Annotated in this window: 19 protein-coding genes and 1 pseudogene; 12 read left to right on the forward strand and 8 right to left on the reverse strand. The window is 61.7% G+C overall.

Annotation, left to right across the window (positions count from 1 at the left end):
- Nucleotides 1–476: 476 nt before the first annotated feature.
- From XM50_RS16940 to arsH, 5 genes and pseudogenes are all read left to right on the forward strand, one after another.
- Nucleotides 477–1,307 carry an aldo/keto reductase gene (locus XM50_RS16940; protein WP_046411096.1) on the forward strand — a complete coding sequence of 277 codons (831 nt, stop codon included), beginning with the start codon at nucleotides 477–479 and terminating at the stop codon, nucleotides 1,305–1,307.
- A gap of 152 nt (nucleotides 1,308–1,459) precedes the next feature.
- Nucleotides 1,460–1,789: an ArsR/SmtB family transcription factor gene (locus XM50_RS16945; protein WP_046411098.1), complete on the forward strand. Its 330-nt coding sequence runs from the start codon at nucleotides 1,460–1,462 to the stop codon at nucleotides 1,787–1,789.
- A gap of 10 nt (nucleotides 1,790–1,799) precedes the next feature.
- Nucleotides 1,800–2,228 carry an arsenate reductase (glutaredoxin) gene (arsC, locus tag XM50_RS16950; RefSeq protein WP_046411100.1) on the forward strand — a complete coding sequence of 143 codons (429 nt, stop codon included), beginning with the start codon at nucleotides 1,800–1,802 and terminating at the stop codon, nucleotides 2,226–2,228.
- A pseudogene (gene arsB / locus XM50_RS16955) lies at nucleotides 2,228–3,292 on the forward strand (ACR3 family arsenite efflux transporter). The gene arsC and the pseudogene arsB overlap by 1 nt, the downstream one beginning before the upstream one ends.
- Nucleotides 3,289–4,047, forward strand: coding sequence for an arsenical resistance protein ArsH (arsH, locus tag XM50_RS16960; protein WP_046411102.1), 759 nt, complete (start codon nucleotides 3,289–3,291; stop codon nucleotides 4,045–4,047). Before arsB ends, arsH begins: the two are co-directional and overlap by 4 nt.
- 187 nt (nucleotides 4,048–4,234) lie before the next feature.
- On the opposite strand, the gene XM50_RS21170 is transcribed toward arsH, so the two are convergent.
- The 7 genes from XM50_RS21170 to XM50_RS16990 form a co-directional block, all read right to left on the reverse strand.
- The gene (locus XM50_RS21170) at nucleotides 4,235–4,819 is read right to left on the reverse strand and encodes a uracil-DNA glycosylase (protein WP_443024684.1); all 585 of its coding nucleotides are present in this window, start codon (nucleotides 4,817–4,819) and stop codon (nucleotides 4,235–4,237) included.
- 50 nt (nucleotides 4,820–4,869) lie between these two features.
- Complete coding sequence (locus tag XM50_RS16965; protein ID WP_052742626.1) at nucleotides 4,870–6,096, reverse strand: nucleoside triphosphate pyrophosphohydrolase family protein; 1,227 nt, start codon at nucleotides 6,094–6,096, stop codon at nucleotides 4,870–4,872.
- The gene (locus XM50_RS20200; RefSeq protein ID WP_156167281.1) at nucleotides 6,093–6,572 is read right to left on the reverse strand and encodes a hypothetical protein; all 480 of its coding nucleotides are present in this window, start codon (nucleotides 6,570–6,572) and stop codon (nucleotides 6,093–6,095) included. Before XM50_RS20200 ends, XM50_RS16965 begins: the two co-directional genes overlap by 4 nt.
- A complete protein-coding gene (locus XM50_RS16975; protein WP_052742627.1) occupies nucleotides 6,565–7,383 on the reverse strand; it encodes a dCTP deaminase in 819 nt (272 codons plus the stop codon). The genes XM50_RS20200 and XM50_RS16975 overlap by 8 nt, the downstream gene beginning before the upstream one ends.
- Nucleotides 7,384–7,439: 56 nt before the next feature.
- Nucleotides 7,440–8,450 (reverse strand): nucleotide kinase domain-containing protein, encoded by a 1,011-nt coding sequence (locus tag XM50_RS16980; RefSeq protein WP_052742628.1) that lies wholly within the window; start codon nucleotides 8,448–8,450, stop codon nucleotides 7,440–7,442.
- Nucleotides 8,451–8,520: 70 nt separating this feature from the next.
- Complete coding sequence (locus tag XM50_RS16985) at nucleotides 8,521–9,126, reverse strand: hypothetical protein (RefSeq protein ID WP_046411108.1); 606 nt, start codon at nucleotides 9,124–9,126, stop codon at nucleotides 8,521–8,523.
- A gap of 3 nt (nucleotides 9,127–9,129) precedes the next feature.
- Nucleotides 9,130–9,648 carry a hypothetical protein gene (locus tag XM50_RS16990; protein WP_046411109.1) on the reverse strand — a complete coding sequence of 173 codons (519 nt, stop codon included), beginning with the start codon at nucleotides 9,646–9,648 and terminating at the stop codon, nucleotides 9,130–9,132.
- A gap of 131 nt (nucleotides 9,649–9,779) precedes the next feature.
- On the opposite strand from XM50_RS16990, the gene XM50_RS16995 reads away from it, so the two are divergent.
- The 3 genes from XM50_RS16995 to XM50_RS17005 all read left to right on the forward strand — a co-directional run bounded on the left by XM50_RS16995 (nucleotide 9,780) and on the right by XM50_RS17005 (nucleotide 14,816).
- On the forward strand, nucleotides 9,780–10,715 hold the full coding sequence (locus XM50_RS16995) for a helix-turn-helix domain-containing protein (protein ID WP_046411111.1): 936 nt from the start codon (nucleotides 9,780–9,782) through the stop codon (nucleotides 10,713–10,715).
- 527 nt (nucleotides 10,716–11,242) lie between these two features.
- Nucleotides 11,243–13,375: a CHAT domain-containing protein gene (locus XM50_RS17000; RefSeq protein ID WP_156167282.1), complete on the forward strand. Its 2,133-nt coding sequence runs from the start codon at nucleotides 11,243–11,245 to the stop codon at nucleotides 13,373–13,375.
- A gap of 70 nt (nucleotides 13,376–13,445) precedes the next feature.
- Nucleotides 13,446–14,816, forward strand: coding sequence for an AlbA family DNA-binding domain-containing protein (locus XM50_RS17005; RefSeq protein ID WP_046411114.1), 1,371 nt, complete (start codon nucleotides 13,446–13,448; stop codon nucleotides 14,814–14,816).
- A gap of 262 nt (nucleotides 14,817–15,078) precedes the next feature.
- Here XM50_RS17005 and XM50_RS20205 read toward each other — a convergent pair whose 3' ends face one another.
- Nucleotides 15,079–15,450, reverse strand: coding sequence for a hypothetical protein (locus tag XM50_RS20205; protein WP_156167283.1), 372 nt, complete (start codon nucleotides 15,448–15,450; stop codon nucleotides 15,079–15,081).
- A 697-nt stretch (nucleotides 15,451–16,147) separates the two neighbouring features.
- On the opposite strand from XM50_RS20205, the gene XM50_RS19795 reads away from it, so the two are divergent.
- The 4 genes from XM50_RS19795 to XM50_RS17020 all read left to right on the forward strand — a co-directional run bounded on the left by XM50_RS19795 (nucleotide 16,148) and on the right by XM50_RS17020 (nucleotide 18,410).
- The gene (locus XM50_RS19795) at nucleotides 16,148–16,843 is read left to right on the forward strand and encodes an META domain-containing protein (RefSeq protein WP_197075573.1); all 696 of its coding nucleotides are present in this window, start codon (nucleotides 16,148–16,150) and stop codon (nucleotides 16,841–16,843) included.
- Between the two features lie 217 nt (nucleotides 16,844–17,060).
- The gene (locus tag XM50_RS20585) at nucleotides 17,061–17,522 is read left to right on the forward strand and encodes a hypothetical protein (protein WP_197075574.1); all 462 of its coding nucleotides are present in this window, start codon (nucleotides 17,061–17,063) and stop codon (nucleotides 17,520–17,522) included.
- A 145-nt stretch (nucleotides 17,523–17,667) separates the two neighbouring features.
- Nucleotides 17,668–18,033, forward strand: coding sequence for a DUF4431 domain-containing protein (locus XM50_RS20590; protein WP_197075575.1), 366 nt, complete (start codon nucleotides 17,668–17,670; stop codon nucleotides 18,031–18,033).
- Nucleotides 18,030–18,410 (forward strand): hypothetical protein, encoded by a 381-nt coding sequence (locus tag XM50_RS17020; RefSeq protein ID WP_046411118.1) that lies wholly within the window; start codon nucleotides 18,030–18,032, stop codon nucleotides 18,408–18,410. Before XM50_RS20590 ends, XM50_RS17020 begins: the two co-directional genes overlap by 4 nt.
- Nucleotides 18,411–18,715: the final 305 nt, after the last annotated feature.

An 18,715-nucleotide genomic window follows, 5' to 3' on the forward strand; every position in this document is an offset into this window, starting at 1 on the left:
AATTATGCATAACGGGCGGCTCGCTATCGCACCGCCCGGCGAAACTCCACAATCATCGATGTTGAGTCGGTGGAGAGGGCGGAGACGACGCTGGTTGAGCTCACCGCAGCTGACACTTACCTCTGCTACAAGGACTGCTACAATTCACTGCTGCAGCGATACGTATAACTCGTTGAAATTGCTCAACATTTTGGTGATGGCTGGGGCGGCAGGATTCCACGCCCCAGACAAGGCACAGTTAAGTGCTTGATTTTACTGACATGCAGAAACCGTCTGCACAGCCCGTTGCTACAGTGAATTGGCACAGTCCGCAAACGGTGTTTTCATACCTGTTTTGGTGCTCTGATTCGCCCGGAGACGCACAATCGGCGGCGTGCAGGCTGGGAGTCAGCTGACGCATTCGAAAACGCCCTATTAAGCGTTCCGGCCAGCCCCGCGAGGTGATCCGATCGACGACGTCAGGCGTTCCTTGCCGCATGAAGACAATTCGCTTTCCCGACGGCACAACCGTCCCTGCGCTCGGCCAAGGCACTTGGATGATGGCGGAGGATGATGGCCGGCGGTCGCAGGAGATCGCTTCGTTGCGCGAGGGGCTATCACTCGGCCTCACGCTGATCGACACCGCCGAGATGTATGCCGACGGCGAGTCCGAACGCCTCGTCGGCGAAGCCATCGCGGGTGCGCGCGATGATGTGTTCCTTGTCAGCAAGGCCTATCCGCAGAACGCTTCACGCGACCGGCTGCCCCGCGCGTGCGAGGCGAGCCTCGAACGGCTCGGCACCGATCGGCTCGACCTCTACCTGCTGCACTGGCGCGGCAATGTGCCGCTGGCCGAGACGGTCGAGGCGATGGAGCGGCTCGTCGCGGCAGGCAAGATCCTGCGCTGGGGCGTCAGCAATCTCGACATTGCCGATATGGAGGAACTGATCGCCAGCGGTGGCGATAGCTGCCAGACCGACCAGATCCTCTATAATCTGACGCGGCGCGGTCCCGAATATGACCTGATCCCTTGGCTGGCGCGACGCCGCATGCCGATCATGGCCTATAGCCCCGTCGAACAGGGCCGACTGGTTTCCCACCCCGGTCTCGCTGAACTCGCTGCGAAACGTAACGCTACGCCTGCACAGCTTGCGCTCGCTTGGCTCCTTTCGAGGGACGGCGTCATCCCCATTCCCAAGGCTGGATCAGTGGACCATGTCCGCGAGAACCGCGCGGCGTTGGACGTCGACCTTTCCGACGCCGACCTCAAGCAGCTCGATTCCCTGTTCGCACCACCTCGCACATCCGAGCCGCTGGCTATGCTGTAAGGAGGCGAGGCGGAGACGACCCACATGCGGTCGTTCACCTGCCTAAAAGCAAATCCCGGTAGCGGACGTTCATTCAGGCAACTCTCACTTCCAAACCATCGGTATATCCCGATTAGAATTGACAGGCTAGACCTATCGGATAAAGCCGATGAATGGATACACCTGATGCGCTAGCGGCGCTCGCCGCGCTTTCCCATCCGACACGCCTGGATGCGTTTCGGTTGCTTGTGCGGCATTCCCCTGACGGTTTGCCGACAGGCGCGCTCGTGGAGGCAAGCGGGCTTATGCAGAGCACCTTTTCGACCCATCTCGCGGTACTGGCAAAGGCCGGCCTCGTGTCCGCCGAGAAGCGCGGACGGCAGCAGATTCAGCACGCCCGCCTCGATACCCTGCGACAGCTGATGACTTTCCTTGCCAAGGACTGCTGCGAGGGCCGTGCTGAGCTGTGCGAGCCGCTGATCGCCGATCTGACCTGCTGCTGAGAGAGCCGACATGCCGACCGACATCGTCATCTATCACAACCCCGATTGCGGGACGTCGCGCAACACGTTGGCGATGATCCGCAATGCCGGGATCGAGCCGCACGTCGTCGAATACCTGAAGACGCCCCCGTCGCGCGCGTTGCTGATCGAGCTGATCGAGCGGGCGGGGCTGACGCCGCGCGCGCTGCTGCGCGAAAAGGGCACGCCCTATGCCGAGCTTGGCTTGGGCGACGAGAGCCTGTCTGACGAGGCGCTGCTCGACGCGATGATGACGCATCCGGTGCTTATCAACCGGCCGCTGGTGGTGACGCCGCTCGGCGTGCGGCTATGCCGGCCGTCCGAGGTCGTGCTCGATATCCTGCTTGAGCCGCAGCGCGCGGCGTTCGCTAAGGAAGACGGCGAGCAGGTCGTCGACGCCGCCGGGCAGCGGGTGCGCTGATGGCAACGCTGGCAAGCGAGGCGCAGCGGCCCGGTATTGGGACGTTCGAGCGATACCTCTCGATCTGGGTGGCGCTCTGCATCGTCGCCGGGATCGGGTTGGGCCATCTCCTGCCCGGTGCATTTGCTGCGATAGCGGCGACCGAGGTGGCACGGGTCAACCTTGTGGTCGCCGGCCTCATCTGGCTGATGATCGTGCCGATGCTGCTCAAGATCGACTTCCGCTCGCTCGGATCGGTGCGCCAGCACTGGAAAGGCGTTGGCGTCACGCTGTTCGTCAACTGGGCAGTGAAGCCGTTTTCGATGGCGGCGCTCGGCACCTTCTTCCTTGGCTAACTGTTCGTGCCCCTGCTGCCCGCGGGCGAGATCCCCTCCTACATCGCCGGGCTGATCCTGCTGGCCGCCGCGCCGTGCACAGCCATGGTCTTCGTCTGGTCGAACCTTTGCGACGGGGAGCCGACATATACGCTGAGCCAAGTGGCGCTGAACGACGTACTGATGGTCTTTCTGTTCGCGCCGCTGGTCGGACTGCTGCTCGGCGTCGCGTCGGTGACGGTGCCGTGGGACACGCTGCTGCTGTCGGTCGCGCTCTACATCGTCGTGCCGGTGATCGCGGCGCAGGTCGTCCGCCGGGCGGTGCTCGCATCGGGCGGACAGGCGGCGCTCGATCGGGTGCTGGCGACGCTCGGCCCGGTATCGCTTGTTGCGCTGCTCGCGACGCTGGTGCTGCTGTTCAGCTTTCAAGGCGAGCAGATCCTCGCCCAACCCGCCGTCATCGCGCTGATCGCGGTGCCGATCCTCATCCAGGTCTATCTGAACGCCGGCATAGCCTATTGGCTTTCGAAGCGGCTGGGTGTCGCCTGGTGCGTCGCAGCGCCCGCTGCACTGATCGGTGCCTCGAACTTCTTCGAGCTGGCGGTTGCCGCTGCCATCAGCCTGTTCGGACTGAAGAGTGGCGCCGCGCTTGCTACCGTCGTCGGCGTGCTGGTCGAGGTTCCGGTGATGCTCAGCGTCGTCGCCATCGTGAAGCGGACGCGCGGATGGTATGAAGGAGCAAGCGCATGAGCCGCCTGCGCACACTGACCGACGCCGACCATCTGCCCGCGCTCGATCCCACCTTCGTCATCCGGCGACCCGCTGCGGGACTGGGCGAGGATCAACCGCCGCCGCGCATCCTCCTCATCTACGGCTCGCTGCGGGAGCGCTCCTTCTCGCGCCTCGCGGTTGAGGAGGCGGCCCGGCTGCTGCAACTGTTCGGTGGCGAGACGCGCATCTTCGACCCACGCGATCTGCCACTGCCCGGTCAGGTGCCCGGCGATGACCACCCCGCCGTCCACGAACTTCGCGACCATGCGCTCTGGTCGGAGGGCATGGTCTGGTGCAGCCCCGAACGGCACGGCCAGATCACCGGCATCATGAAGGCGCAGATCGACCATCTGCCGCTCGAGATGAAGGGCATGCGCCCGACCCAAGGCCGCACGCTCGCGGTCATGCAGGTCTCGGGCGGCTCGCAGTCGTTCAATGCCGTGAATACGCTTCGCTTGCTCGGGCGCTGGATGCGGATGTTCACCATCCCGAACCAGTCGTCGGTTGCGATGGCCTACAAGGAGTTCGACGAAGCCGGGCGCATGAAACCATCCGCCTATTACGACCGGATCGTCGACGTGATGGAGGAGCTAGTTCGCTTCACGGTCCTGCTTCGCCCGCACGCGACGCAGCTGGTCGACCGATATTCCGAGCGGAAGTCTGCCGGGATCGCCTACGCAGCTGAGGACCACTCGGCCATCGCGATTAGGCCGCAGCCGGTTGCGACGTCGTGACATTCGTCGCCTCGCTTTGACCCAATGTCGGTCGTTCGCCTCCGGTTGAAGGCGTCCCTAAAGCGGTCGCTCATTCAAGTGAAACGATGCGGCAGGAAGTGGGCCGATTGTGGAATGTCGGCTTTGAGCGGAGATTGAGGAAAGCCAGACATCGCGGGTTGCGCATGCCAGGCACACTCGCACGCAACTACTCGAGATCGGCGACTTGCTTGAGGAACTGGCGCCTTCCTCCAAAGGCGGGGTGGCGCACCGGCACGTGAGGATATCCGCACCGCTTAAGTGCAGTCGCCGCGTCGTTGCCGACCGTAACGATCCGCTTAGGCCGGAGCAATTTCACTAGGGTATGTAAGTGCGGTACACAAACCTCGCGCTCGGTCGCGTTATGCCGCCGGTTAGAAAGGGGCTCTGAGGGACGATGCGGATGAACGGGAACCACATTCCAGAGAAACACAGGCCGCTCTATACTGCTTAGCGCTTCCCAGACGGCACCGGCTGTCATCTCCTTCGCCGGACCTGCCCGCGTTGCAGGACGCAACCGGTCTGCCACCCCGAATCGACTACCATGCGCATGCAGATGCGTATCATCAGTCATAGCTAGACCAGTTCGGCGTCCTCCGTTGTGGCCTAGCTCGAGCCCGATCCAAAGATCGGCTACACCGGTATCAGCAGCGGCCCCGAGGACGTGCCGCAGATTGGACGCGCGAATCGTCGGGGCGTCCTGAAGATCGAAAGGATCATAACGGTCCGCATAAGGGTTGAAGCAGTCGTTCATCCGAAGCGCAGCGATAGCTCCGACGAATTCATCCACCGCCGGCGCGATGCTCACTTCAACGCCCGATAGGTAAGGCGATGCCGGATCATGTCGGCAACGACCACGCCGCCCTTGTTTTTGCGGAGTTCGCGAAACACCTCGAACCCTCGGATGATCGCCTCCTCCCACGTCCAAAGAGGCCGGGCTTCCACTTCATAGCCTTTAACCATTTGCCGGATTGTCTTCAGCAGACCGTAGTCGAGCCCCGTTACGCCTTCAAACGCGTGATGCCGCAGCCCGTGTGCGAAAATCCAGTTGGAAATGCCTTCCTCTGTGATGATCGCCCGGGCCCCGTCCTGCTGCTCGTCGATTTCTGGGCGGCTCTTGCGCTTCAAGCGGAGCAGAGACCGCATCACCGGTGACCAGCCGAGGAAGGCGACGTAGGAGAGATGGAATACGTCGTGATAGCGGTAGTCGTCGGGTACCACCGCATTGTCGGTGAGCCGATCGCCAATGTTAATACCGTGCCATTGCTGGATAACGTACGGCGCGCCGTTCGGTGTCAGCTTCTCCCGAAAAGTAATTTCCATCCGCCTCGGGAGCTGCTCGTCGGCATCGAAGTCGTTGTCGAACGGCTCACCCCAAGTGCGAGCGCTAGGGAAACGGTCGAGCGACTTGGCGAGGCTGAACTGAGCAGCTTCGTCGAGGCTGAGGTGAGCGATATCCGCCGCGGCGATGAGCCCGCGCAGTATCTCGACCAACACCTGGATGATCCTCTCGCGCTCGGCATTCGGGCCGCGACCAATTTCAACGAGGGCGCCGACACGACCAGCCAGAACAAGCAGCCGACGCTCGACTTGCCGGCCGCTTGCCGGCTCGCCGAAGTTCCGTCCGGCCTCCTGGAGCGCGGTGAAAGTACGGGGGCGATGCTGCGATCCTTTGAAGCCCCAGCCGCGGCTCTGAACGGCACGCGCAGCGAGGTCCGACAATTTTACCGGGACTAGCTTCGCGACGTTGGCAAAGTACCAGAGCACATCGCCCAACTCCTCGACTGAGGAAGCGCGGTAGGAGAGATAGGCGCGCTTATCCCGCTGCTTCTTCTTCACCTCGCTGAGCAAGCTTCCGGTTTCTCCAAACAGGCCCATCATGAGAAAATCACGCGCAGCGTCGTCCCTCAGACCTGTCCGGTTCAGCCCTCCAGCATAGCGTTGATACTCGTCGAGCATCAAATCGCCGGTGAAGTTGCGGCGCGGCGCCAACTGTCGCCGCACCTGGTCAAGACCCATCAATGCAGTCATCGGATGACCTTTGCCTTAGCGACGGCCGGAGCGGATCCATTCGTGCTCACTTCAAGCTGGGTCTCCACAGCCTTTGGAGGTGCCTCGCTCTTCCCAGACGGTGTGCCGGTCCATTTGTTGACGACGGATCCCAGCATCATCGATCCGAACAGCAGAGCGAAGCATAACGCCCAGAGCTTTACCGCGATGGTCGCGCTCGACGCTGAAATCACGCCTTTTCGCCTGTCGTTTGAGTACCGTCCCCAGGTAAGACGCATGCTGAGGACGATGGCCAGGGCAATTAGCGCCGCCACCGCAGGTTGCACCAACCCTGCCTTGGCGATGGTGTCCCAGTCTGAAGGCAAAGTCAGCACCATGATCAGCACGGCGAGCGCGAAAGGAATCGCGGCAACTGTGATCCACCTCGCCCGGTAGTTACGACCTGTTCTACGAAGTCTCGCCTTTTCTCGAGGCAGCGGATCGCTGGGATTACTCATGAGCAACGGCTCCCGTTGCAAACTGCGCAGCCGATGCACTCCTTGGCGAGCATTCTCGAACCCCGAAGGCCAGCAATGCGCCTAGGATAAGGGCGCTTGCCCAGCGCATGACAGTCTGCTCGCGCTCGAGCGAGCGGATGCGGTCGTCCAGCTCGGACTCGACGTCCTCGATCTTGTTCTTCAGCCCTTTCAGCGTCTCGAATTCGCCGGCGATTGCCGAGATTGCTTCCGGCTCGATATGAAAAAGCGGCTTCTTGCTGTTGCCCTTTCCATACGGCTTCTCTGTCTCCTCGTCGAGATCCGCAAAGAACACCTCAAAGAGAACCTGACCGGCTCGGAGGTGAACCTCACTCGGTCCGGCGTTGTAGACAGCTAATACTAGCCGGCCGTTGTACCCGGGATCGATGTGAAACCCGGATACATTAATCAAACCTTTGAATTGAAGCTCTCTGGCTCTGAGAGCAACAAGAGCGAACGCGTCCCTTGGAACGCATACGGCTTCATGCGTCAGCAAGAACGCGAACTGACCGGGAGGAATCCGGAAGGCGCCTCCAGGCGTAAGCCCGCGAATGCTTTTGGGATCGCAGTCGCTGACTGGCGTGACGTAGGCCTCGAGCCCCATCGTCAAGTTGTAGGAGGCTGCCTTCAATCGGTCCTCGACCAGTTCGTATCCGCCAGGATCTGCGTTGGTCTCGGCCTCAGGCTCCCAAAAAAGGCCATGCTCCTTGTGTCGGGTGCGAATCCGTTGAGCAGACCAGAAGCCGCCTCTCGGTCCCTGATCACCCTTTTCGCCCTTCAGGAACTTTAGCACCGCTAAAACGCCTCCCCGCGCCCGTGCTGCCTCTTGTCAGCTTGGCCCGTAAGTGATTAGGCGGCCGGGAACAACTGCCCCTGAACCGGCTGCCTGCCTCCCCTGAACTCCGGGCTTCTCATCGGAATCTGCAGCTTCCACCGTGGCGGGAAAAAGGGAGCAGGCTCCACCCGAGCAGAGGGCCGATACAACTGCTTGATGCGAGTGCGCCCGCTGACGCCCGGCACCTCGGGATGCGCAACCCGCGCATATTTCGAGATCTCGCAAAAGATGTTCTGACAGTCGATAGGCTGCAGTTTGCGCCCGAAAAGTCCCTTGAAGTTGATCCCGCGCGCGGCGAATTCATCGTCCTGCACGTCGACCATGTATTCGATCACCTCTCTCGCGGAGCGACCGTCGGCGTGCTCGAAGCACTTGGCAATACCGTCAAGCGCGCCGGGGCCAGCGACGACGAAATCCGCTTCCGAGAGATCGAGCAGGTTCGAGTAATTAAGGTCGATCGCATATTGAAAGGCGAGGAATGGTCCAAGGCCGGGATACGGACTAAGCAATTCGTACACCTCCGCGAGGCTCCTCGCGCGCTCCACCCGAGCGGACAGTCCGTCGTCCATCATTCGCGCGAGGAGCGCCAGATGGTTGGCGTGCTTGCGTGCGTGGCCCAGCTGAGGTGAGGGCATAATGTAAGCCGCCGAGTAGATGCGGGCACCGTTAGCCATGGCCCGATCGAGCAGCGCGCTGACGGCGTCAAGATCGATGCTCTGCCAGGAGACGGGCCCCAGTTGCGCCTCGATAAGCTCCCAGGTCTCGATCTTGTTGAAGATCTTGAACAGCAGGGTTCGGAAGAAGAGCTCCGCGGGCGCTTGGGAGCGGCCTGGCCGATACTGCACCTCCCGGATCAGATACTGGCTGACCCGGTCTGCGGCGCGATAGGTGTTGGTGAAGCGGTAGGCAGCAAGGATCGGATCGTCTGTCCACGGCCCTTGTGGCTGAGCCAAGCGGCGCTCGTAGACGGCGTGACGCTCCGCGGCAAAGTTCCAATAGCTATCGTAGACGGGGGTAGGGGTCATGATTTCCTGAGATCGGCGGCTCACTGTGAGAGATGTGAGCTGCGCTATCGCAGGACAGCCACGGTCCTGTCTACTTTAGTGATGCCCAGTGCGTCGGCTTGGCGACATAACCGCGCTCCGGGTGGCTGGTCGCCCAAGCCTCGAAAGCTTGAGCGCGCGCCGGTGCGAACCGGCACTTATGGCCTGGGCCCTTCTTGATGAGATCCCGCAGCTCCTCGGGAATCTCCCGCGCGTTCACTCCGAAATAGGCGAAATCCTGCGCTATCAGCACGCGATCCGTCTTACTGGTATCCCGCTCCAGGTTCTTCTCGTTGCAGCTACCGTCCGCGTAGCTGTGGAAGGAATAAGCTTGGATGAAAAGGCCCGAACTTGGGTCTCGGCTGTAGATGTTGTCTCCGAACCGATCGATCTTTCCCGGCGCCTCCATATCCGGGCGCTTGGCGCGAAACCGCCGATCCCTCCAATAACGCGCGAAATCCGTGATTTCCCCAACTCTCATCCAATAGATCATGTGTCGATCAAATCCGGTCGAGGCGGCGCCGGTACCAATGATCAGATCGCCCAGCCTTGCCGCTTTGCGGATGTCTGGCTTGCATCCGGCCAACGTGCACGGGCCATGAAATGGATTCGGAGCAAACCCGTAATCATGTTCTATTACATAGCTGTAAACGGTCATGTCTTAGCATCCACCGTGCGTGCCTTTCGGCTTCGGCATCCTGGCACCGGATGGTCCTCGATGTTGCGGGACCCCGCAAATCGCGTCTCGCACACGATCCCTTTCCCAAGGCACGGTGTCGGCGCCGTAGTCCGCGAGAGAAGATGCGTTTCCGTCAGCGCCCGATCCCCAGACGCCAACTACGCGGCAGCCGCGCTTAACGACCTCCGTTAACTCTGGCTCGAGTTCGGCCTCGGTGAGGCCCGGCGTCAGTACGACAACGCAGACAGGCGCAAGCGGTGGCGCCTCAGTACCCTCATCGCCCTCGTCAACCTCATGTCGCTCGGTTCCAGCCTCGGCGGGCATAGAAGACCCTTCCCCGGCTTCATCTCCGGCGTCTAGATCCTCAAGCGCCTCGACGACCTCGCACTTGATATCATCGAGCAAGCCTTCAAGTTCGTCCCGCGACTGCCCCATAACGCTAGAATGAATATAGACCTTCACGATCACAGCCTCCTGAGTATCGGCGCCTTGATGGCGCATGCCTACCGCCTGCGACACAGCGCGCGCTCAGGAAGATTGCTTTACTCCACCCACTGTGCGAATCTGTGTTACCCACACAAGCTCGGCGAAAACGCCAGCTGTGTCAACATGTGTCATTAGCACGGATTAGCATGAAGCAGTTTGAAGTCAGACTTGTCGAGGCCGTTAAGCGCAAGCGGGAGGCGGACGGCCTCAGCCTTCGGGCTTTGTCGGCCGTCGTAGGTATAAGCTTTTCCACTTTGGCTAGAATCGAACGTGGTGAAGGTCTCCCGGACAATAACTCTAAGATTCGCTTGCTCGAATGGTTGGGGCCCGCTGCCGATGAGGAGGGGCTTCGCTTGGAGAACGTGGCCTTGGTGCACTTCCGAGCGGGAAAGAATGTTCAATCAGGTACTATACAGGCGCTTTTGCAGGCCGCCGAATGCTTGAAACGGAACTCTGGTCTTTCGTACCTGGAGCACACGCCTGCTGTCGTTGCTGACAGCGGAGCTCTCTCGCTTTCGAAGGAGGAACTAGAGCGAGTCGCTGAAAGTTTTCGCGAAGACCTGGGGCTCCACGACGAACAACCATTAGACTCACTTCTTTTGGAAATTGAAGGAGTTGAGATAGTACGCCTGCGCCAAAGCGAATGCATAGGTTCTATCACGCGAGAAAAGCTCAGCTCAGATGCATGCGGGGAGTGGTCCGCGATGAGCGTTCCGCTTGATCTGTCTCATGAGCGGTGGTCAGTATTGCTAAACGATTGCCATAGTATAGAGCGACAGCGCGTCACGCTTCTTGAAGAGATCTGGCACATCCTTCTCGGCCATAGGCTAACCAAGATTGCGAAGGTGGCAGAATCTTATGGGCGGACTTATGACAGCGCCGAAGAGCACGATGCTTACTACTTGGCTTCGGCTACCCTGCTCCCGCGCAAAGCCATTTGTGAGGCGGTCATAAACCGCCGCAGCTCTTCAGAAATAGCCAATCAGTTCGGAACCTCACCTGAACTGGTGGACTATCGCATCAAGAGGCTCGGCCTTTGGCGCGACCATCGGGGGAAGCGGGTTGCTTTGGCTCAGAATTGACATCATCGGGCACTTTCTCGCTCATCGTCACTTCGACGGTCCGCTTCACTGGCCGCCAACTCTAATCGGCAAAATGTGCGCTCTTCAGCGCGGCTGATAACCAAAGCGGTGTCGGCTTTCGGGATCAATTCCGGGACGTCCGAATGGCCAAGATTGGGGCGCATTCCTGACCGGCAGCTGATGCCAGTACCTGCCCACCGGCTCATGGGCCGCTAGCCGCCAGTCCGATTTTGGACCGCCACCACGCGATAGCTGCCGTTAGTGCGAGGTATCCTCGAACGACGGGCAACAACCAGTTTAGGTCATTCCGCGACGGGCGTGTGAACGGCCGGTTGCACTCGAACCGGCCGCTCGCCTGCGGTCAGGCTGCTGTGCAGCAGGCAGCAACTTCAGTCGTGTCACGGACTATCAAATGGCCCGAAGCTGTCCTTCGTTTTCATGGGTCCGCGGGCGGGTTTATGCGGGTATGGTGAAGGGGAGGGCTTGTTCAGTGTGGGGAGTCGAACGACGGTGGGGTGGGTGACGGCATGACGGTGACGATGAAGGATAGGTTCCCGCGCGCTAGCGCGGCCTATCCCGACCTGATGCCTTGGGGCGGCCCGTTCGACTGGGCGGATCCTGTCTCGAAGGCGATGGCGATCATGCTCATCCAGCTTCAGAACCGGTTCGCTTTGGAGGGGCAGCGGGAGTTCCTCGACTACTGCGCCGCAGTCGGCGACGACGTCGGCGCGATGGTCGAGGACCGGGTCGTCGGATACGAGCCCGACACCGTCGACGAGTATCGCCTGCTCTTCGCCCTGAAGCCGATGGAGCTCTGCTTAGTCTGGGGCTTGAACGGCCAGTGCCACGGCTGGGCGATGTGGTCGCTGGCCCGCAACGTTGACCGTGACGACCGCGTCTTCAACACCGCCTACTCATTCTTCGCGCCGGATTCGCAGGCCGCACCCGAGTTCAGGGATCTTGCGATCGCCAACCTGCCGCGCTGGACCGCGGCCTTCTTCATGCTGGCGCGGAAATTCGGTGGTGTCGACGACGTCGCGCGACGAATTGCGCCGATGTGCTGGGATTTGTCGGAGAATATGCTCAGGGCGGGGGTCGACGTGGGGCAGTGCCTGGAGGCGCTGACGTCCCTGACTAATTGGGCGAGCAACGCAGACGAACCGCAGGCGGAGGCATGGGTGAAGTATCTGCTCGGACTCTGGTCCTGCGAAATGCCTGACGCTAACCGCGCCCAGATCGGCATCGTCATGATGAGCCCGGCGCACCGTTTCACGGGCCGCGATCCCCAAGAGTGGGCCGACGAGATGCTCGAACGTTGGTCGCACGTCCTGATCGAGCACATGGAGTTGCAGGTACTGGCGGCTTCTCTAAGGACCATCAAGGATTGGCGGGACAGACGTGATCGCATTCTGTCCTCGGCGGTCGAACTGTCGCGCTCATACCGCGAGCAGTCGGGCGACGACGAGACGGTCGCGCTGCAGGCTCTCGAGAGTCGGGTCTCCATTATCCACCCGCTCATCTGGTTCCTCACCGAGCGTGGGGAGGTCGACGACGTGCTCGACGTCCTCGGTGCTTGGTATGTGAAGGAGGGCGAGCGAACCTGCGACGGCGACGTCCTGTTCGTCGCGTCCGGCCACATGAACGGCGTCGTCTACCTCTGGCCCGGTGGGCGGCTGGCGTTGCCGCGCGGAGAAGGTCCGACCACCTTCGACGCGGTTCTGGCGGCATCCTCGCTCGCGCAGCGTGAATACCACCGCGCCACCGGGGTCGGCGACGACATGCCCGACATCGACTTCCGCCGGATGGGGCAGCCCGACGAGGCGGCTGGCCCCGGCTTTGAGGCCGCGGCGCGCGCGCACTTCGAACCCGCGCGCTTGGCCGCCGCGCTTCCGGGCCGGTTGATCCGTTCGGTGGTCACCGTCCCGTCGCTGCCCGCCCCGGTCCTCGCGTTGCTCGCGACCGAGGGGGGCGTCATCGCGGCCGAGGAGGTCAGCCTCCGCCAGCCGCTTCCTGTCCGACCTATCGGTCGCGTGGCAGTCTGGCAGGGCGGGACGATGCACGAGGGTTTCGAGGTGGAGGCGCTGGAGCGCGTCGCCGCCCTCGCCGGCTGGAAGATCGACGTCAAAGGCGGCGACGTTGCCGCCTTCGAGCGCTTCTACGCCGATCTGGCTCCGGACCTGCTGTGGGTCATCGGCCATGGCGAGCATTCCCCGCACCGTGTCGAGGGTTCGGGCCTGGTGATCGGCGAAGAGCTCGTCACGGCCGAAAGGCTGCGCGGGCTGGCGCCTGCGGGTGAGGGCCGGCGACTGCTTGTGCTCAATGTCTGCAGCGGCGCGACGGCTCAGGTGCGGGGCGGAATGGCGCGCATCGGGATCGGTCAGGAGCTGACGGGTCCGCGGCAGCAAGTGGCAGCGCATCTATGGCCGGTGGGTATGTATGCCGGGCTGGCGTTCGGCGCGAAATTCGCGCTCGAGCTGTCCGCGGTTCCCGCCCCGGAGGCCTATGCGCGAACGGTCGCCGGGATGCGCGATCCCGCGGCGCTACGCGCCGATCTCATTAGCCGGCTTGGATCCGGGCTGGCGATCCACGAACGGCTTGCGCATCAGGACGCCCAGATCAGTAACGTGATGGCATGGGGCGCACCGGTGCTGCTGACATGAACGTCGTCCCGATCCGCGGAAGTGAGATGACAGGCATGCCAAGGCGCGCCTGTGGCGCTAAGACATTCTGATGGCGACCTCACTGACAGACGACCTGCTGTTGCAGGACTTGGTCGAGCAGCGGCTGGAAACGCCGTCCGTCGAATACAAGGCTTGGATGTCGCTTTCGGAGAATGAGGCCAAGGCGAAAGTTGCACGGCACCTCTGCGCCCTGGCGAACTCCGGGGGCGGGTACCTCGTGTTCGGCTTCGACGATGACGGCAAGCCGAGCGAGCCGCATCCTGCCGACCTTTCGGGCTATTCGCAGGATCTGCTCAATGGGATCGTTGGGAGCTACCTGCAGCCCGCGTTCCATGTCGCGGTGCACGCCGTCACGGCGGCGACTGGAAGGACCTATCCAGTCGTGCGCGTGCCCAGTCACGGCGCCCAGCCGGTCTGCGCCAAGCGCGACGGCCCGCAGGACGCGAAAGGCCGGACGGTCGGGATTCGTGCCGGCATGCATTACATCCGCGAGCAGGGCCCCAAGTCCATCGCCATTGACTCGCCCGAGCGCTGGCGGGATGTGCTTCACCGCTGCGTGTTGGCGGAGCGCGACGCGCTCCTTGGGTCAATCGGCAGGCTCTTCCAGCAACCACGCCGGGAGACACTGTCGTCGTCGCTCGCACCGTTCGTCGACGAAACATTGGTAGGATGGGCCAAGGTCGAGGCGCCGGAGTGGCCGGTCGACCCCGCGCAGAATCGGGTCGCTTTCGGTTTCAGGCTTAGCGCGCCGGATGGCAGTGCACCGAAGGCGCTGGACGTGGGCACTTTGCAGGAGCGGATCCGCTCAGCCTCAGCCCGAGCGGCGGACGAAGTCAACGATGGGCTTGCGGCGTATGGTTCTGGATGGCGGATGGACAGGCGTCCGACCGTCGCAGTGTTCGGGGAAGTTGAGGGCTACTTCTGCCGCGCGGCAGCCGTCGACGCCAGCGATCTGCCATCGATCTGGCAGGTGACCGCCGAGGGCATGGGCGCGGACGTTACGATCCTGCCCGAGGACTCCGCCTACCTCCGCCAGTCCGTCGAGGGGCGCGGGTCGCGGCGCTGGCCCGCGGGCGCCAAGCTGTCGCCACGCTTCCAGATTCAGGGTGTGGCGCAACGGGTGGCGTTCGTCCGGAACCTCGCCGCGTCCTACCCCGACGCCACGGACTGCGAGTTACTGATAGACTATTCCGGCCTGGAGGGCCGCAACGTGGAGGAGCCTGCGGCGGGCCGTTATTTCAGCCGGAGCTACGTCGCGGCGGTGCCTGCCAGACGCTTCGCGACGACTCTCCCGGTAGAGGCGTTGGTGGCTGACCCCGACAGCGCCACCGCTGCCCTGCTGGGGCCCATGTTCCGCCTTTTCGACGGGTGGGATATCAATCCGGATTATGTTCGCTCCGAGCTGGCTAGAGACCGCTGACTTCGGGATTCAGCCGTGCGGCGGGGGGCGCTCGATCACCAAGAAGGTTGCCCAGCATCGCAGCTTGCGACAGGCGTTGTGCAGTTCGGTTTAAGCCGCTCAATTGCCTCCTTTCGCCGCTTCTAAGCCTAAAACTGCCAGCAGCTACCCGCCAAGGCTTGCCCATTCGCAGGTACGGCACCGGCGGACGCCTGAAGGTCCGCTCCTGCTACAAGCTGTCGTTCAATGCCCCCCTAGGAGCGGCTGCAAGGTTCCATAATAATCAGTCGTTCCCGCTACCGCTCAAGCAGATGAACGAACGGCAGGTTTCGGGATCACTCCAGATGAGGCTGTACGGCCGATATGCGGGCGCTTTGTTGAAGGGCAGATACTGCTCAACCAGCCCTGCCGGTTTGGGGCCAACAGCAGACTGGCCGGTGATGGGGAGCAGGCGTCGAAAGCCGACTTTCAACCGACACCAGGTGTCGACCAGCAATTGGATCGGCGGCACAACAAAAACCGGCTCTCCAAGCTTTCGGGCACTGCCGTGCTCCTGTATGTCCGTAAAACATCTGTGTTGGAACAGATACCTAGCAGCTTTAAGCAGGGATTGCCTCGCCGGCACTTGCGTGTTCAACCTTCGCAAAAAGGCCATCGAAGCTCATGTGGGGAGTGCAACGTGATGCTTCTGCCTGTCACCAAAGCGCAGTAACCTTAGGTTCAGTTCGACACTCTAGGCTCCTGCCGCTGAAAGGTGTGCGCATGCGAGGATCTTTATTCGTTTTGGCGGGCGCGGGGATTATTGCCCCCGCCGGGTCTGCCGGGGCACAGGACTTGAACACGCTCGATCGGCACCTAGAACAGCAAAGTTGGCAGCGCCTTCAAGATCATCAGAACCGCTCACGCAGGATGCCGCCGCGCAAGGCCGCGGTGCCGCGGCAAACAAACAAACTGCAGGCGTGCAGTGAGGCTCATGTTCCGGACGCCGCCTACAGACAAATAGAGGCCGAATATCGCCGGAAAGTGAAAGTGGAGGGAAGGCGCCAAGCGGATCAGTGGTCTCAGTCCCAAGCTGACATTTGGTACAAGCGCCTGAAGCAGCAAGGGGTCTGCCGCTAGAGTAGCAGCGCTAACCCTAGGCTCCTTCTACCCCCAGCCCAGCCTCATCCAGCGGGGGTTTAATTTTTCAGATCGGCTAGCTTAGAGGACGTATTGTGGTTCAGTTGCCCTCCCCTGCCGTCGTGTGCCTCTCTTCCGCACTCGCGGTGCTTCTTGCGGGATGCAGCGGAGTTGGCCCTTCCTCCGGACCTACCGGACTGAACCAGTCGACGCAGACTAGCACGGCGCCCTTTGTGAATAGCGACACCCTTCAGGGACGTTGGATAATCACAGCGTTTGACGGAAGGCCACCGCAGAAAACCGGCAACGAGCCGCGCAGCCCATCGATCAGTTTTCTAGGGACGACTTATAGCGCGAACAGTGGATGCAACGCGCTGAGCGGTGTGGGCGCTCTGCGGGGTACGCGTTTCTATACCATGCCAGGCCCGCAAACCGAGATTGGATGCAAGGGTGAGCTTCTCAAGCAGGAAGCGCTTCTGGAGGCGTTATCGCGTGCAGCACCGGAAATCGTGATGAACGATCCGGGCGAAATGATGATGACCGGCGGGGGTCACGAGATCAGGCTGAAGCGCGATGCTGGAGCGGCCAATGCAGCGGCCACCTCTGTGTCCGCGCTTATCCTGGCGGGCAAACGGTTTGAGATCCAGTCGGTGGACGGCACGTATTTGGGGTCGGCCGGCTCACGCGTAAGACCATCCTTGTCATTTACCCCAACAGACTGGCGTGCTCGATCTGTCTGCACAACGGTGACAGGTACATGGAAGCTGCAGGAGGCGACCCTGCTGACGAGCAATGTTGCAGTTGCAAACCGTAGTTGTGAAGTGGGCGCCGAGACGATCGGCCAGGCCTTGCGAGAGGTGTTCGGCTCTAATCCGACGCTCGCAACAGGTCCGAACGGCGAAATCGTTCTGGCGGGTGAAGGCCGCTAGATTAGCGCCATTCGCGTCGACGACGAACGGGGAGGCTGAACACGATAGCGCGTTAGAAGCTGAAGCTCGGCGTCGACGATCCTGCAAGCCGCCGTGCGTTGGCACAGAGAGAACGACCTAAAGGACCGCCTCCATGCCGCACGAGCAACTAATTTCCCTGTCTTCGGTCTTGCTACTGACCGCGCCTGTAGCTGGCGTCGCACAGGATGAACGATCGATGACCCCTGATCCCGCTAAGCAAACACCCTCACAAATCATCGCCCAGGCCGAGAACGTCCATCCAGCCACGCTTTATATTCTATCCGCCAAACTGATGAGAGAAGGCCGCATGGATGATGCCGTGCGCTGGTTCTATATCGGCCAGCTGCGCTACCGCTTTCATCTTGCGACCAAGCCGGCGACCATGGTCAACGATCAGCCGCTTTTCTTCGCCCTGAGCGAATCCGTCGGCCGGCCGATCAATGAATATGCGTTCGGCGATGTGGATGCGGCCGTCGCCGAGATCGATGCCGCGCTGGCCTGGGATGCGGCGCATCCCAACGCTTTCACCTCAAAGCAGCGATATTCCAAGGAACTCGCAGACGTGCGCTCGGGATTGCAACGGCTGCGCGATGACATGTTGGCCCGCAAGCAGGAGATCCGCGAGACAAGGACGCGCAATGGCCTTCCCAATAGATGATCTCCCGCCCTCCAGACTCCCAGCGATCTGCTCGTGGAGCGCCATTCCCGCACTGCTCTTACTCGCCTCCGCTGATCCCAGTGTTGCGGCTTGGTTGCAGGAGAGTGCGCCGCGCTGCATCTATGCGGCCCGACCCGAAGCGGCCGTGACAATCGCTGGCAAGCTGACCGTCCAGACCTTTGCCGGGCCACCGAATTACGAAAGCATCGCCCAAGGTGATGCGGAGGAGCAAGCCTTTATCCTGGAACTGCCGCGCCGCATCTGCCTCGAGGATGGCGAATTTGCGGATGGCAGTGAGCGCTTCGACCGGGTCCACGTCTACGCCGTTGAGCCCGACCTGATACAAACCCTTCAGCGCGCGGTCGGACATGAGGTCACCGTGATGGGAAGAGCGGTGGGTGCTCACACGGGCCATCATCGCGCGCCTATGGTCCTGTTCGCGGGTGCAGTTGAGGTGCGCGAGAACCGCAGCAAGGGCGCGGAGAATAGGCCGGTGAGGAAACCAGAATGATTGCGCCCATCGTCGTCCTGCTCGCGCTTGTGGCGGCGCAGTCCGCGCCCGCGCCGCTGGTTGCGAATGACGGCAAAGCGGCCGCGTCCCGCCTTCATATCGGCGACACCGGTATTCGGTGCGTGCGCCTTCCATGCCCCAGCCGCGCGCTATTTGAACCGCAGTCGCCGGATAGCCATGCAACACGTGAGCGCATGCTTTATGTCGACCTGGATGGCAGCAAGCCGCCGCCGCCCATGCTTGGTAATCCGGCTGATCTCACCGCTATCAGGCAGAGCTGGGAAGAACGGCAATGCCTCGCCATTGATGGACGACTGATCCCTGGCGAGGACGATCACCCAGTGCTGCGCGTCGACCGCGTCGTGGGGTCATGCTGACGGCAATAAACGGCGTTCAGCGATAGCGCAGTCTGAACGCACGGGAGTTGCGAACCAAACAAGACGGTCGCGCTTTGGACGTATATAGAACATTTTCGTCAAACGCTCCGTGTGCAGAGTAGTAAGTTGCGGCAGTCTGTTAAGGAGAGGAAGATCGAATGCGAGTTTGTATCCTTGCCCTTTGTGCTGCGTTCTTATCCGCTCCCGTTTCGTCACAGGAATGGGTCAACGTCGATATCTGGGGCAACGGAATACTGAGCCAAACGGCACTCCGTCATGCGGAGGAAGCAACGAGACAGCGAGGT

Source organism: Sphingomonas sp. Ag1 (assembly GCF_000980895.1).
Taxonomy (GTDB): Bacteria; Pseudomonadota; Alphaproteobacteria; order Sphingomonadales; family Sphingomonadaceae; genus Sphingomonas; species Sphingomonas panaciterrae.

Bases quoted from the DNA above. Each gene is read 5' to 3' on its own strand.
- XM50_RS16940 (WP_046411096.1), top strand. From the start codon at position 477: ATGAAGACAATTCGCTTTCCCGACGGCACAACCGTCCCTGCGCTCGGC.
- XM50_RS16945 (WP_046411098.1), top strand. From the start codon at position 1,460: ATGGATACACCTGATGCGCTAGCGGCGCTCGCCGCGCTTTCCCATCCG.
- arsC (WP_046411100.1), top strand. From the start codon at position 1,800: ATGCCGACCGACATCGTCATCTATCACAACCCCGATTGCGGGACGTCG.
- arsH (WP_046411102.1), top strand. From the start codon at position 3,289: ATGAGCCGCCTGCGCACACTGACCGACGCCGACCATCTGCCCGCGCTC.
- XM50_RS21170 (WP_443024684.1), bottom strand. From the start codon at position 4,819: ATGAACGACTGCTTCAACCCTTATGCGGACCGTTATGATCCTTTCGAT.
- XM50_RS16965 (WP_052742626.1), bottom strand. From the start codon at position 6,096: ATGACTGCATTGATGGGTCTTGACCAGGTGCGGCGACAGTTGGCGCCG.
- XM50_RS20200 (WP_156167281.1), bottom strand. From the start codon at position 6,572: ATGAGTAATCCCAGCGATCCGCTGCCTCGAGAAAAGGCGAGACTTCGT.
- XM50_RS16980 (WP_052742628.1), bottom strand. From the start codon at position 8,450: ATGACCCCTACCCCCGTCTACGATAGCTATTGGAACTTTGCCGCGGAG.
- XM50_RS16985 (WP_046411108.1), bottom strand. From the start codon at position 9,126: ATGACCGTTTACAGCTATGTAATAGAACATGATTACGGGTTTGCTCCG.
- XM50_RS16990 (WP_046411109.1), bottom strand. From the start codon at position 9,648: ATGCGCCATCAAGGCGCCGATACTCAGGAGGCTGTGATCGTGAAGGTC.
- XM50_RS16995 (WP_046411111.1), top strand. From the start codon at position 9,780: ATGAAGCAGTTTGAAGTCAGACTTGTCGAGGCCGTTAAGCGCAAGCGG.
- XM50_RS17000 (WP_156167282.1), top strand. From the start codon at position 11,243: ATGACGGTGACGATGAAGGATAGGTTCCCGCGCGCTAGCGCGGCCTAT.
- XM50_RS17005 (WP_046411114.1), top strand. From the start codon at position 13,446: ATGGCGACCTCACTGACAGACGACCTGCTGTTGCAGGACTTGGTCGAG.
- XM50_RS20205 (WP_156167283.1), bottom strand. From the start codon at position 15,450: ATGGCCTTTTTGCGAAGGTTGAACACGCAAGTGCCGGCGAGGCAATCC.
- XM50_RS20585 (WP_197075574.1), top strand. From the start codon at position 17,061: ATGACCCCTGATCCCGCTAAGCAAACACCCTCACAAATCATCGCCCAG.
- XM50_RS17020 (WP_046411118.1), top strand. From the start codon at position 18,030: ATGATTGCGCCCATCGTCGTCCTGCTCGCGCTTGTGGCGGCGCAGTCC.